Here is a 13,933-nt window from a genome sequence, read left to right on the forward strand (position 1 = left end):
TGGAAGCGAACTATTCCTATTTTCTTGAAAACGAGGAATTCATGTCCAAAGATTCTTGGGATTCACGAAAATTTACGAAAAGGTTTTCGAAAAAGTTTCGTAAAACTATTAAAAATGTAATTACCTCATAATCAATGATATGTACTCATAATCTCATTTAGCAGAAAGCATGTCTTGTATTCAATTGGAACCATTTTCCACAAAACACCTCCATTTACCCATTGCAATTTTTACATTTGGTTAAACCCAAGCCACTTGTTACATGTATTACTTAGGAATTGATTTAGGAAGTTCTTCCATCAAAGTTGCTTTAGTGGATAGCTCCAAAGGAAAGAGCGTTGGCGTGGTTCAGCAACCCGAAGAAGAGATGTCCATGCATGCCGCCCAAAAGGGATGGGCCGAACAAAAACCAGAGGACTGGTGGTTTCATGTGTGTGAAGGCATTAGACGGATAAAGAAAAACCATAATGTTTCTAAAAAGGATATAATAGGCATTGGCATATCGTACCAGATGCATGGTCTGGTAGTGTTGGATAAAAAAGGTAAACCACTTCGTAAATCCATTATATGGTGCGATAGTAGAGCCGTTGAAATTGGCAACCAAACCTATGAAGCCATCGGAACGGAAAAATGTGATACACATCTATTGAATTCCCCGGCCAATTTTACTGCCTCCAAACTACGATGGGTCCAAGATAACGAGAGAGAAATCTATGATCGCATAGCTAAATTTATGTTGCCTGGAGACTATTTGGCCTATCGGTTTTCCAACGAGATAAACACAACTATTTCTGGATTGTCCGAAGGTATTTTTTGGGACTTCAAACTAGATGAAATTTCAAAGGACATTTTGGATTACCACAACTTCTCCCAAGCCCTTGTCCCTGAAATTGTTGAAACATTTGGCGTTCAAAGCAAAGTATCTGCAAAAGGAGCTGAGGAAAGCGGGTTATTGGAGGGAACCCCTATCATGTACAGAGCTGGTGATCAGCCCAACAATGCCTTGTCATTAAATGTGTTTCACCCAGGGGAGGTGGCGGCAACAGGGGGAACCTCTGGTGTGGTCTATGCGGTAACTGACAATCTTTCTGTAAAGGAAAGCTCAAGGGTCAACAACTTTGCTCATGTGAATTACAGTAAGGGCAAAACCAAAAACATAGGCAAACTTCTTTGCATCAACGGAGCCGGAATCCAATACCGTTGGTTGCTCAATAACTTGGCGGTTTCGTCCTATGAGGAAATGAACAATTTGGCAGCTGGAGTGGAAGTAGGTTCGGATGGACTTTGTATTGTTCCCTTTGGCAATGGAGCTGAACGCATGCTGATGAACCAAGATGTGGGAACCCGCATCCTAAACTTGGATCTCAACCGTCACACCAAAGCACATATGTGCCGGGCCGCCTTGGAAGGGATTGCCTTTTCCTTTGTGTATGGAATGGAAATCATGAAATCTGATGGTATTGACCCCAAGGTTATCAAAGCAGGGAACGATAATCTCTTCCGATCGGATATCTTTTCAAACACCATTGCAACATTAATTCAACAAGAAATAGAAATATACAATACCACAGGGGCCATTGGAGCAGCAAGGGCCTGTGCGATTGCAGAACAAGGTTATGATGGCTTTTCGGCCTTTATGCGAAACGATCACGTTATGACCTACATGCCCTTCGAGGATAGAGAATCGTATCAAACCGCATACCATAACTGGAAAAAAGAATTGGAACTAATCATTAAAAAATAGGATAAAATGGCACTTATAGGAGACAAAGAATACTTCAAAGGAATTGGAGAGATTAAGTATGAGGGAAGGGAATCGGACAATCCGTTGGCCTTCAAATTCTATAATCCGGAGCAACTAGTAGCCGGTAAAACTATGCGGGAACATTTTAAGTTCGCCATGGCGTATTGGCATACCCTCTGTGGAACGGGTGGAGACCCATTTGGTCCAGGTACCAAACAATTTCCATGGGCTACAAGTTCCGACGCAGTGCAGGCTGCAAAGGAAAAAGCCGATGCCGCATTTGAGTTTATAACCAAAATGGGTTTTGATTACTACTGCTTTCATGATTTTGATTTGGTGGATGAGGCTTCTACGTTGGCCGAATCTGAAAAAAGGATCCAAGAAATTGTGGAGTACTTAAAGCAAAAGCAGGACGCCTCGGGTGCCAAGCTCTTGTGGGGAACCTCCAACTGTTTTTCCAATCCAAGATATATGAACGGGGCAGCCTCCAATCCCAATTTTGATGTGGTGGCCAGAGCAGGTGCCCAAGTAAAGATTGCCTTGGATGCTACCATGGCGTTGGATGGTGAAAACTATGTGTTCTGGGGAGGCAGGGAAGGTTATATGTCCTTATTGAACACCAACATGAAGTTGGAACAGGACAACATTGGGCGGTTCTTGAATATGGCCAAAGATTATGCACGAAGCCAAGGGTTCAAAGGAACATTTTTCATTGAACCAAAACCTATGGAGCCAACCAAACATCAATATGACTTTGACGCGGCTACATCCATTAACACCATACGGGAATATGGGCTGGAGAACGATTTTAAATTGAATATTGAGGTGAACCATGCTACCTTGGCGCAACATACCTTCCAACATGAATTGCAGGTAGCAGCCAATGCCGGTATGCTGGGAAGCATAGATGCCAATCGTGGAGATTATCAAAATGGATGGGACACCGACCAATTTCCAAATAATGTATTGGAAACTACGGAGGCCATGTTGGTCTTCCTAAAATCTGATGGACTGCAAGGAGGAGGGATCAATTTTGATGCCAAAACCCGAAGAAACTCCACAGATCTGGAGGACATCTTCCTAGCACATATTGGTGGTGCGGATACCTTTGCTAGAGCGTTAATTCTAGCTGACGAAGTACTGCAAAAATCTCCGTACCAATCCTTGCTGGATAAGCGGTACAGTTCTTTCCAATCGGGTAAGGGCGCTGATTATGTGGCTGGAAAACTATCCTTGAGCGATCTATATGATTATGCCGGTACCCATGGTGAACCTGAGCAAATCAGCGGCAAGCAGGAATTGTATGAAAACATTTTGAACCAATACAGCTAAAAAACCAACTATGGAATCAATATTGGAAACAGCGGACTGGTGGGTCCTTGGAGGATACCTGGCAGCCTTAATTGCAGTGGCCGTTTGGGTCGTCCTTCAGAAGAATAAAAATACTGAGGATTACTTTTTGGCCGGTAGAAATGTAGGCTGGTTTGTAATTGGGGCCTCCATATTTGCTTCTAATATTGGTTCTGAACACGTAGTGGGCCTGGCGGGAACCGGGGCAGAATCCGGAATGCCCATGGCTCATTACGAATTGCATGCATGGATTGTTTTGCTGCTGGGTTGGCTTTTCCTTCCCTTCTATTTTAGAAGCAGGGCCTTTACTATGCCTGAATTTCTGGAAAAGCGATTTGATAGTCGTTCCCGTTGGTTTTTATCTGTTTTTTCCTTGGTGGGATACGTAATTACCAAGGTGTCCGTGACTATTTATGCGGGAGGAATCGTGGTTTCTGAACTATTGGGAATCCCTTTTTGGTACGGGGCTATTGGTATTGTGATTTTTACAGGAGCTTATACCATTATTGGCGGAATGAAGGCGGTAATCTATACGGAAACGCTCCAAACGGTTATTTTAATCGCAGGATCATTGATCATTACTTATTTGGGTTTGCAAGAAGTAGGGGGTTGGGAACAATTGCGCGAAGTTGCGGGAAGTCAACATTTCAATATGTGGCGACCAATTTCCGATCCTGATTTTCCCTGGACAGGGATGCTGATAGGAGGAACTATTGTAGGGGTATGGTATTGGTGTACAGATCAATACATTGTACAACGAACCCTAGCCGCCAACAATATTAAAATTGGCCGAAGAGGAGCCATATTTGGCGCTTATTTGAAGCTACTTCCCATTTTCATTTTCTTGATTCCGGGTATTATAGCCTTTGCATTGGCACAGCAGGGCGTATTGACCTATGAAAAAAGTGATGAGGTGTTTCCTGTACTGGTCAAAACCTTATTGCCTGTTGGTTTAAAAGGTTTGGTAGCTGGAGGTCTCATGGCTGCTTTGATGAGTTCGCTTGCATCCGTCTTTAACTCTTGTTCAACCATTTTCACTATAGATATCTATAAAAAATTGAAACCTCTGACCGAGGAGAAAAAACTCCTTCGTATTGGTAAAATAGCCACATCCATTGTGGTGATATTGGGGATCATTTGGATTCCCATCATGGACAAAATAGGTGGAGGTGTTCTATATCAGTACCTCCAGAGTGTTCAGTCGTATATAGCGCCACCCATAACAGCGGTTTTTCTATTGGGAATTATTTGGAAAAGGGTGAATTCACAGGCGGCCATTGTTACCCTGTTCAGTGGGTTGGTCATAGCAGCCCTGCGCATAATGGCAGAAATTTATCAAGCTGATCTATCAGGTGCTTTGCTCACCTTTGCCACCATAAACTTTGCCCACATGGCCATTTTTATGTTCATTTTTTCCGTGGTGGTCTGCATTGCTGTTAGCCTTGGGACCAATCCGCCTAATTACGCAACCATTAGTGGACTATCCTTGGGGACTTTAACAGAGGAAGACAGAAAACTGAACAAAGAAAGTATTTCTACCGTTGACATCGTACTTTCGGTACTTTTGCTCGTTGTTGTGATAAGCGTTTTGTCCTATTTTGTGGGTTAGATGATATAACCCCCGGTTGTTGGGGATAAATTGCTTCTAGCGGATACGGTGGTTTATCAATTTGGATTGAGCCTATGAAAAAAATAACCTTAAAAGATATAGCAGCTCATTTTGGGGTTTCCGTTTCAACGGTATCCAAGGCCATTAATGATAGTCATGAAATAAGTACCGACCTTAAACAGAGAATCCAGGAATTTGCCAAGGAACACCATTACAGACCCAACCATGTAGCATTAAGCCTTTTGAAAAAGAGCACCAAGACCATTGGGGTCATTGTTCCCAATATTTTGAATTATTTTTTCACGCAGGTCTTTTACGGGATTGAGCAAACCGCCAATGCCCGTGGGTATGGTATCATCAGTTGTATTTCGGATGAATCTTATCTAAAAGAATGCCAGACAGTGGATTTGCTAAGTTCGGGAACCGCTGACGGCATTATTATGTCACTTTCCGAGGATACACAGGCGAAAGGCAATGTGGAACATCTTCAAGACCTCATTGAAAATCAAATACCCATGGTCATGTTCGATAGGGTTTCAGATGACTTGGATTGTGATAAAATTGTGGTTGACGATTTTGAAGCGGGGTACAAGACAACCCAACATTTATTGCGAACTGGGTGCCAAAAAATTGCCATCATCACTTCCATCTATAATTCCAGCGTTGGGAAGTTACGAGTGGAAGGCTATAAAAAAGCGCTTCAGGAAAATGGAAAGGATTTCGATGAAAAACGCATAGTAAAAGTGGGAAGAAGCGATGATTTGGAGCTTCTCATTTCACTGCTTATTGCGGATAAGGAAATTGATGGGATCATAGCTTTGGATGAAATGACCGCGGTAGATACTTTGAATATTCTTAAAATGAAAGGCGTAGACGTCCCTGATCAAATATCCATTGTTGGGTTTACCAATGGACGTTTGTCCAAATACGTTTCCCCAGCCCTTAGTATGGTGAGTCAGCATGGAAAATACATTGGTGAATTGGCAGCAAACATCCTGATTGACAGAATTGAATACGAGGGGGAAATGCCCTTTACTACAAAGCTTGTGAAGACCACGCTTATTGAGCGGGAATCTACTAGGAAATTGGGAACCAAGTCCAGTAAACAGTTAAGTTAGACAATCCTTGAGCATAAAATGGTCTAAGCTGTGACATTAGGATTTGTTTGGGTTAAATAATCATTATATAGCCCAAATCAATTTGTAAGCTGCCCATTTTTTACTTCCTTCGGGACTAATTTTATTGCAATGACACTTTTTGTTGACATGGATGAGGTGTTGGCCGACACCTATTTGGCCCATTTGGAATTATACGAACAGGATTATGGTATTAAACTAACCCCCGAAGCTTATCAAGGTAAGGAGGCATGGGAGAGTGTTCCAGAGGAACATGCTGCATACATGAAAGGCCATGCATGGGAAAAGGGTTTTTTCAGGGATTTGAAGCTTATCGAAGGAAGCCAAGAAGTCATGTCCGAACTGGATAAAAAGTACGAGCTTTATATAGCTTCTGCAGCCATGCAATTTCCCGAATCTCTAAAAGAGAAGTCGGATTGGTTAGACGAGTTCTTTCCCTTTATCCCATGGCAACGGAGAATATTATGCGGAAATAAATACATATTAAAAGGAGATATTCTCATTGATGACAGGGCCTACAATTTGGAGAACTTTGAGGGACGCTCCATTATGTTTAGCTCTCCCCATAATATAAATACCAATGGCTTTGAAAGAGCGAACAATTGGGAAGAAATCGCAGCCAAACTTTTGTAACTTGAGGTATGGAAATCCCTAGACCTTGGTGCAAGCTTCTTTTCTTATGCAGTTTCTTTCTGCTTCACGCCTGTGCTGCGCAGACGCAGATCATTGAAGATAATGTGGAAACCGTCACGCGGGAGAACCTTAGATATTATCTGTACTATCCCCAAGACTATGAAGCCGATGGCGATAAAAGTTTCGGTTTATTGCTGTTTTTGCATGGAGGAGGAGAAGCAGGAGGTGATTTGGAGGAAATCAAACAAAACGGCCCACCCAAACTGCTGGTTGAGGGCAAACAATTTCCTTTTTTGGTCTTGGCTCCCCAAAATCCACATAAAAAGAAGTGGTGGAATGCTGAAGCTGTCAAACAACTTTTGGATTCTGTGGTGACCACCAACAATGTAGATGTGAGCAGAATCTACCTTACCGGTTTAAGCCGGGGTGGAAGTGCCGCTTGGGAATTAGCTACCCAATATCCCAACACCTTTGCCGCCATGGCCGTGGTCTGTGGAATGACCCCATTGCCCTATGCACATTGGATAGATAAAAATATGCCTATTTGGGTGTTTCATGGTGAAGATGACAACGTAATTGCTGTGGAAGAATCGGATAAAATGGTAGAAAAGCTGCGGAAGATGAATTACAAGGTGAGATATACCCGATATGGGAATGTTGGACATAACTCATGGGAACGGGCCTATACCACGGATTCCTTATATACTTGGTTTGCCAATCAAAAACGAATAAGATGAAAAAACTTTTGCTTATAACCTTGGTTTTGTTCGCCGGATGCAAAGAGGTCAAAGAAAAAACACGGGAAGCTACCTCTTATGAACAAACCACCCAACAGGAAGTAATAGAGACCATAAATCAAGCTCCAAAACAGGTCTTTAAATCATTTGAAGGTTTAGCGGATACTACCTTTGTGCGGTTGGCCGATTTTAGTGATGATTTCGCTTATGACATGAGGTATGCCACTGAAAACAATTTTTTGAAAGCCAAGGTGTACGATTGCCCTGAATGTTATACACGTGTAAAGACTGCCAAAGCTCTCATTGCGGCCAACACCGATTTCTTGGCTAATGGAGTGAAGATTAAGTTTTTTGATTGTTACCGGCCCAATAGCGTTCAGTATAAGATGTGGGAAATAGTGTCCAATCCCCAATATGTTGCTGACCCAGTGAAAGGATCTATCCATAACAAAGGAGGTGCTGTAGATATTACTTTGGTGGATATGGAGGGGAAAGAACTGGATATGGGAACAGATTTCGATTTTTTTGGAAAACGCGCTTATCACGATAATATGGATTTGCCCCAAAACATCTTGGACAACAGGAAGTTGTTAAAGGAGACTATGGAAGCCTATGGCTTTTGGTCTATCCGAACCGAATGGTGGCATTACAACCTGTCTGCCGGATCAAACGATAAAGTGGCTAATTTTAAATGGAATTGCGATCAAACTGAAAACTAATTATGAAAAGACTACCCATCACTGTACTAGTTTCCCTATTTTTTTTAAATGGATTGGTTGCCCAGGATACCATCATCCAACTTTGGCCCAAAGGGGTTCCCAATCAAATCGATATAGGAGAAAAGGAGGTGGACACTTTGGAAAACATTCGCTGGGTGCGCAATGTGCAACAGCCATCCATAGAGGTGTATCTGCCAAGTCTTCCAAATAATACGGGCAAAGCTATTTTGTTGTTTCCAGGTGGAGGTTATCAAGGATTGGCCTACAATTGGGAGGGAGTGGATTTTGCAAAGGCTTTCAATTCCCAAGGGATTGTGGGCATTGTGGTAAGATATCGTTTGCCCAATTCCAAATCCATAGTTAAAAACAGACACGAAGTGCCCTTACAAGATGCCCAACGTGCCATTCGATTGGTACGGAAGATGGCACCAAAATGGAACATTGACCCAGACGAAATTGGAATCATGGGCTTTTCAGCAGGGGGCCATTTGGCTTCAACCTTAGGCGTTCATTATGATGACAAAGTCTATGATAATCAAGATGATGCAGACCAACTTAGCGCTCGACCCGATTTTATGGCATTGGTTTACCCCGTAATCACGATGGACAATGAGATAACACATGGAGGGTCTAGAGAAGCCCTGTTGGGGAAGCAAAGCTCAGATGAGCTTATGAAGCATTTTTCCAATGAGCTGCACGTGAATGCCAATACTCCGCCGACATTTTTATTGCATGCCACGGACGATGAGGCCGTAATCGTTGAAAACAGCCTTAGGTTTTATAGCTCGCTTAAGAGTCATGAGGTACCTGTAACGATGCACATTTATCCTTCAGGGGGGCATGGTTTTGCGCTGGGGCTGAATCATACATTGTTGAAAGGATGGCTCAATGGATTTATTGAATGGTTGTCGTCCATGGACTAGGTGAGGACATTTCATCTTGCTCTTAAAACCCTGGTCAATTACATTTTTGTGATACGATAACGGTTCGCTTATTTTCCTTATCCGTGGTAAAGAACAGATAAGTTTCCCCACCATCCTTGATTTTGTGTTTTCTCCTTAGTTCCGCTACGGATAGTGGAAAGTTTCGGGTGCTTACATTGGCCTTGGTATTTGAAAAGGACTTCATACCGCTCTTGGAATAGGGTAGGACTTCCCCAATTTTAAAGGCTCTGCCAGGAAAATTCAAGCGTTTTTCTGAAGTGTACAAATGGGAATGCTGATGCAGCTTCTGAACCCCAGTGGATTTGCCAATGGATTTGAACCCGCCTGATTTTAAGATGGCCGCATTGGGTTCATAGAGATAGTTTTGGGGTTTTCCGAATTGAACAGTGATCTGTTGTTCGTCTTGTAAATTGAAATCGAAGCAAATTTGTTGGTCTTGAAATAGGTTGACGGTTTTTATCTCAACTTCACTTGCATAGCCCTGTTCCAAAACGTATAAAAGTTCCTTTACCTCATTTTGGGCGGCAACCACATGAATTTCCTTTACAAATTTTAGTTCTTGGATGCCCTGCTTTAAATCCAGAAGGGGAGAGGTCTTGATCAAAATTCGGGATGCTTTTTCAAAAAGTAGAGGAAGATACTTAGGTAGGTTAGGCAAACAATCCTCAAGTAAAAACACTTTTCCTTTTTTATCATTTCTTCTGGAGGGGTCTACAAAAATCCAATCAAAAGTGTTCCCTGTGGTTTTCAAAAATTCCAACCCATCACCTGGAATACAAGTGATATTATTTCTGTCCAAAGCTTTAAAATTATGCTCCGAAATTTCACTCAAATTTGAATCCATTTCGCAATGAAAAACCGACTCAAAATGGGATGAAAAATAGAAGCTGTCCACGCCAAGTCCCCCTGTCAAATCCAACAGCTTTTTTCCTTGAATCAAGTCAGCTTTATACATTGCTGTTTGCTCCGAACTGGTTTGCTCAATGTGAAGCTTGGGAGGGTAGTAAATGTTTGGTGTCTGGAACCAGATAGGTAGTTTTTCCCTGCACTTTTTTTTGGCTTCAAGCTGGATTACAAGCTCTTTTTGTGAAATACCATCAAAAAGTGGTTTGTTAAGCAAAACTGACACGATGTCAGTACTCCAATTTTTTTCTATAAAATCTTGAACACCAGTATTTAATATCAATTCATTCAAACTGACACTATAAGTTTTTTGTAAGCTTTTTCACTACTTCGTTTTCCGCCAAAAACTCCTTCAAAATCACCTTAATCGCGGTATATCCGGGTACGGCAACCACCATACCAACAACTCCAAATAGCAAACCGGCAATGATGATCACCAAGAAGATTTCCAAGGGATGTGATTTCACACTTGTGGAAAAAATGAAGGGCTGGGAAAAGAAATTATCGATTAATTGGCCGATCACCAAACCAATCAAAACATACATGGCTTTGGGAAGAATTACGGTGCTGAAGTCTGCACCCAAAAAACTCGTCATGGTTAGGGTAAGCATGATGGCTCCGCCAATGATCGGACCGATGTATGGAATGATGTTGAAAAGGGCGCAAAGGAATGCAATCACAATAGCATTTTCAACACCCACAATTAAAAGTGCAATGGTGTAAATTACAAAGAGGATGAACAGTTGTAACAGGATTCCAGCAAAGTATCTGGACAATAAATTATTGATTTTGTCAACAGACTTCACCAAGTTGTTTTCCTTATCATCGGGAACAAAAGTGAGCATCCCATTTTGAAAAAGTTTGCTGTCCTTCAAAAAGAAAAAAGAGATGAAAAGCACCGAGAAAAGACCAATACTGAAACTGCTAAGGGCATTCATGAAGGAGTTAAGAACGTTGGGAATAAATCCAAGATCCAACCCTTCCAAAACATTCTTCTCTAAATGAGAGTCCTCGATTAAATGACTTACACTGTCCGTTGTTGCCCCAAAATATTCCAAAATCTGAAGGTATAGGGTATTGACATCTGCTTTTAACGATTCAATATCCAACAGGGAGAGGTTTCTACTTTGCTCGTTGATCAATGGGATGAACAAAGCCAGTATGCCCAAAAAAATGGCCAACATAAAAACCATGGTTGCAATTACAGCCAAGGTATTCGGGAATTTAAGTTTTCTTCTAAGAAACAGAACAATGGGTCTTCCCAGCAAGGCAATAACGGCAGCTATAGCCAAATACGCCAGGACAGACTGAATCTTAAACAGTAGATAAGCAATAAGCACAATACCTACAATGATAGCTACCGCCCTTAATATTCCGTTGGCAATGGTTTTGGATCTCATGGTTTAACTTTTAAATGCATATTCCACAATATTGGCACCCATTTGCAGGGCTTTCAAGCGTACTTGTTCTGGGTCATTATGAACGGAGGGGTCTTCCCAACCGTCTCCCAGATCACTCTCAAAAGTAAATAGTAGGAGTAAGCGACCCTGGTCAAAAATTCCCAACGCTTGAGGTCTTTTACCATCGTGCTCATGAATCTTGGGCAAGCCATTGGGAAACTTGTACTGTTGGTCGAATATGGGATGGTCCGCCCCCAATTCTTCCAATTGCTTTTCTGGAAAAACCTTTTCCAATTGACTCACTAAATACGGTTCCATACCATAATTGTCATCCACATGAAGGAAACCGCCGGAAAGTAGATACGTTCTTAAATTCAATGCTTCTTCTTCCGTGAAAAATACATTACCATGACCGGTCATGTGCAGATATGGGTATCTAAAAATGGATATGCTACCGGCCTCCACAGTTTGTGGTTTTGGATTGATTTTGGTTCCGATATTGGCATTACAAAATGCAATAAGGTTAGGCAGTGCGGTGGGGTTGGAATACCAATCTCCTCCACCTCCGTATTTGAGTACTGCAATGTCCTGAGCATGACCCAGGGTCATCATAAAAAAAGTTAAAAAGAGCAAGCGTTTCGTAAGTAGTTTCATGGACCTCCGATTAACCAATGAATCAAATGTACAGTATTCATGATTAAAAAAATCATAATTTCTTCCATGGCCCTTTTTGGGATGTCCTTGGCCACTTTGTACAAGGTAGATAGCATGGAGGTTCTACCCAGCGCATCCAAGGAGGTTGAAAATACGGTGAACGCGCCCATAGTGGTTTTGGAACTTTTTACTTCCCAGGGATGTTCTAGTTGTCCTCCCGCCGACCGGCTTTTGGACAAGGTGAAAAGCCAATTTCCGGACAAGGTTTTTGCGCTTTCGTATCATGTGGACTATTGGAATTACATTGGTTGGAATGATCCTTTTAGTAAATCAGGTTATAGCAAAAAGCAAGGAGAATACAATATAAAATTTAAAAACCGCAGCAACTATACCCCTCAACTTGTGGTTAATGGAATGGAGCACTTTGTGGGATCCAATTCCTCTAAATTATATGCCAGTATCAATACCTATAGCCAAGAAAATCCAGCAAATAAAATTCAACTTAACAATGTGCAGAAAGCATCTTCAGAAATAAAATTTGATTACACATTAACCGGGAATTTGGAAGGGAGAAAAATAAGGATCATTTTGGTCTTGGATGAGCGAACAACCCAAGTCAAAAGGGGAGAAAACCGTAATAGATCACTCAAGAACAGCAACATTGTCGTGGCAGAAAAGTATCTTATGTTCCCTGAAAAAAATGGGAGCGCTCATATACCCATCCCAAGCATAGTTTCAGCAAATGATAAGATTATGCTGATGGCCCTGGTTGAAACCGAGAATTTGGATATTGTTGGGGCTACCAAAAAGGCCTTACGCTAGCTATTGATTATAGCAACAGTGGTGCAGGCAACTATAGCTGCCGTCTCAGTACGCAGTCTATTGTTCCCTAAAGAAACTGGAACAAAACCTTTTTCTTGGGCCAATTGAATCTCGGTTGTTGAAAAATCCCCTTCAGGGCCAACTAGAATAGTCACATCTTTATCAGCGGCGGCTCTTCTTTTCAACTCCATTTTTTCACCCTCCTCGCAATGGGCAATAAATTTGAGACCTTCCATTTGCTGTTCCATAAACTGCTTATATGAAATAGCTGGATTTAATTTTGGTAAAAAAGTCTGCAAAGACTGTTTCATCGCCGATTGCAGCACCCGCTCCATACGTTCTAGTTTAATAACCTTGCGTTCTGACCGTTCGCAAATGATAGGGGTAATCTCATCCACACCAATTTCCGTAGCTTTTTCTAGAAACCATTCATAGCGGTCATTCATTTTGGTGGGAGCAACAGCCAAATGCAAATGGTAGCGTTTGGGAATGCTCTTCTTTTCCGTTACAATTTGAGCTTTACACTTTCTGGGGTCTGCAATCAAGATTTCCGCCTCGAACAGATAGCCCATCCCATTGGTGATATAAAGAATGTCTCCCTCTTTCTTTCGAAGTACTTTGGCGATATGCTTACTTTCTTCCGAGTTAAAAAAGAACTGTTTAAAACTATTGTCCAACGAAGGGTTGTAGAAAAGTTGCATAAATTACAATTTACTTTTTGCGTGTTCCAGACCCAATTCTATCCAACCTTGTAGCTGTTCCTCAGTTTTGAAACCCTCAGCGGACACAAAGATGAATTCCTTCATCGGTTTGCCAGTAAAGTCCATGGGTCTTACAAAATCTTGCTGTAATGCTGCCCCCATTTTGTCTGAAACAATCCGAACCATCAAATCATCCTTAACCGGTCCCACGGTCATTTTTCCTCCATACAAAAAAGCGATGCCGCCAAACATTTTCTTTTCGGTAAAGGGTTCTGGAAACAGTTTTACCGCTGCTCTAATCCGTTCCGCAAGTTCTTCATTATAAGCCATGGGTTAAAGTTAATGGTTATGAGTTGAAAGTCGAAAGTCAACGGTTTAATGTTGAGTTTTAAATTTTAAATGCTTAATGGATTTCTAATTCAACATTTAACACTTAAAATTGAACATTGTTCAATCCCAAGTTCAAGTTCAAGCTCAAACACAAGAATTCTGATTTCTAACTTCTGAAATCCACCACAGGCACCTGGCATCCGACACCTGGCATCCAAAATTCAAAATTGAACATTGTTTATTGCTAATTG

Annotated in this window: 14 protein-coding genes; 9 read left to right on the forward strand and 5 right to left on the reverse strand. The window is 41.7% G+C overall.

What is annotated here, in order from left to right:
• Window positions 1-262: 262 nt before the first annotated feature.
• From FGG15_RS01040 to FGG15_RS01075, 8 genes are all read left to right on the forward strand, one after another.
• The gene (locus FGG15_RS01040) at window positions 263-1,744 is read left to right on the forward strand and encodes a xylulokinase (RefSeq protein ID WP_138832306.1); all 1,482 of its coding nucleotides are present in this window, start codon (window positions 263-265) and stop codon (window positions 1,742-1,744) included.
• Between the two features lie 6 nt (window positions 1,745-1,750).
• Window positions 1,751-3,076 (forward strand): xylose isomerase, encoded by a 1,326-nt coding sequence (gene xylA, locus FGG15_RS01045; protein WP_138832308.1) that lies wholly within the window; start codon window positions 1,751-1,753, stop codon window positions 3,074-3,076.
• 10 nt (window positions 3,077-3,086) lie between these two features.
• Entirely contained in the window at window positions 3,087-4,703 is a 1,617-nt protein-coding gene (locus FGG15_RS01050; RefSeq protein ID WP_138832310.1) for a sodium:solute symporter, read from the forward strand.
• A 74-nt stretch (window positions 4,704-4,777) separates the two neighbouring features.
• Window positions 4,778-5,821, forward strand: coding sequence for a LacI family DNA-binding transcriptional regulator (locus FGG15_RS01055; protein WP_138832312.1), 1,044 nt, complete (start codon window positions 4,778-4,780; stop codon window positions 5,819-5,821).
• 129 nt (window positions 5,822-5,950) lie between these two features.
• Window positions 5,951-6,472: a 5' nucleotidase, NT5C type gene (locus FGG15_RS01060; protein ID WP_138832315.1), complete on the forward strand. Its 522-nt coding sequence runs from the start codon at window positions 5,951-5,953 to the stop codon at window positions 6,470-6,472.
• 8 nt (window positions 6,473-6,480) lie between these two features.
• A complete protein-coding gene (locus FGG15_RS01065; RefSeq protein ID WP_138832317.1) occupies window positions 6,481-7,209 on the forward strand; it encodes a carboxylesterase family protein in 729 nt (242 codons plus the stop codon).
• Window positions 7,206-7,928: a M15 family metallopeptidase gene (locus tag FGG15_RS01070; RefSeq protein ID WP_138832319.1), complete on the forward strand. Its 723-nt coding sequence runs from the start codon at window positions 7,206-7,208 to the stop codon at window positions 7,926-7,928. The genes FGG15_RS01065 and FGG15_RS01070 overlap by 4 nt, the downstream gene beginning before the upstream one ends.
• 2 nt (window positions 7,929-7,930) lie before the next feature.
• Window positions 7,931-8,851, forward strand: coding sequence for an alpha/beta hydrolase (locus tag FGG15_RS01075; RefSeq protein ID WP_138832321.1), 921 nt, complete (start codon window positions 7,931-7,933; stop codon window positions 8,849-8,851).
• A 34-nt stretch (window positions 8,852-8,885) separates the two neighbouring features.
• On the opposite strand, the gene FGG15_RS01080 is transcribed toward FGG15_RS01075, so the two are convergent.
• The 3 genes from FGG15_RS01080 to FGG15_RS01090 all read right to left on the reverse strand — a co-directional run bounded on the left by FGG15_RS01080 (window position 8,886) and on the right by FGG15_RS01090 (window position 11,829).
• Window positions 8,886-10,001: a class I SAM-dependent methyltransferase gene (locus FGG15_RS01080; RefSeq protein ID WP_313790974.1), complete on the reverse strand. Its 1,116-nt coding sequence runs from the start codon at window positions 9,999-10,001 to the stop codon at window positions 8,886-8,888.
• Window positions 10,002-10,074: 73 nt separating this feature from the next.
• Window positions 10,075-11,175, reverse strand: coding sequence for an AI-2E family transporter (locus tag FGG15_RS01085; RefSeq protein WP_138832325.1), 1,101 nt, complete (start codon window positions 11,173-11,175; stop codon window positions 10,075-10,077).
• A gap of 3 nt (window positions 11,176-11,178) precedes the next feature.
• Entirely contained in the window at window positions 11,179-11,829 is a 651-nt protein-coding gene (locus FGG15_RS01090; protein ID WP_138832327.1) for a DUF4159 domain-containing protein, read from the reverse strand.
• Between the two features lie 39 nt (window positions 11,830-11,868).
• Between FGG15_RS01090 and FGG15_RS01095 the strand changes: the two genes are divergently transcribed.
• Entirely contained in the window at window positions 11,869-12,651 is a 783-nt protein-coding gene (locus FGG15_RS01095) for a DUF1223 domain-containing protein (RefSeq protein WP_138832329.1), read from the forward strand.
• Here FGG15_RS01095 and FGG15_RS01100 read toward each other — a convergent pair.
• Window positions 12,648-13,352: a 16S rRNA (uracil(1498)-N(3))-methyltransferase gene (locus FGG15_RS01100; RefSeq protein WP_138832331.1), complete on the reverse strand. Its 705-nt coding sequence runs from the start codon at window positions 13,350-13,352 to the stop codon at window positions 12,648-12,650. The two genes, FGG15_RS01095 and FGG15_RS01100, sit on opposite strands and share 4 nt — an antisense overlap.
• Window positions 13,353-13,355: 3 nt before the next feature.
• Window positions 13,356-13,682 (reverse strand): TfoX/Sxy family protein, encoded by a 327-nt coding sequence (locus tag FGG15_RS01105; protein WP_138832333.1) that lies wholly within the window; start codon window positions 13,680-13,682, stop codon window positions 13,356-13,358.
• Window positions 13,683-13,933 lie beyond the last annotated feature (251 nt).

The sequence above is a fragment of the Flagellimonas algicola genome, from assembly GCF_005937185.1.
GTDB classification, from domain to species: domain Bacteria; phylum Bacteroidota; class Bacteroidia; order Flavobacteriales; family Flavobacteriaceae; genus Flagellimonas; species Flagellimonas algicola.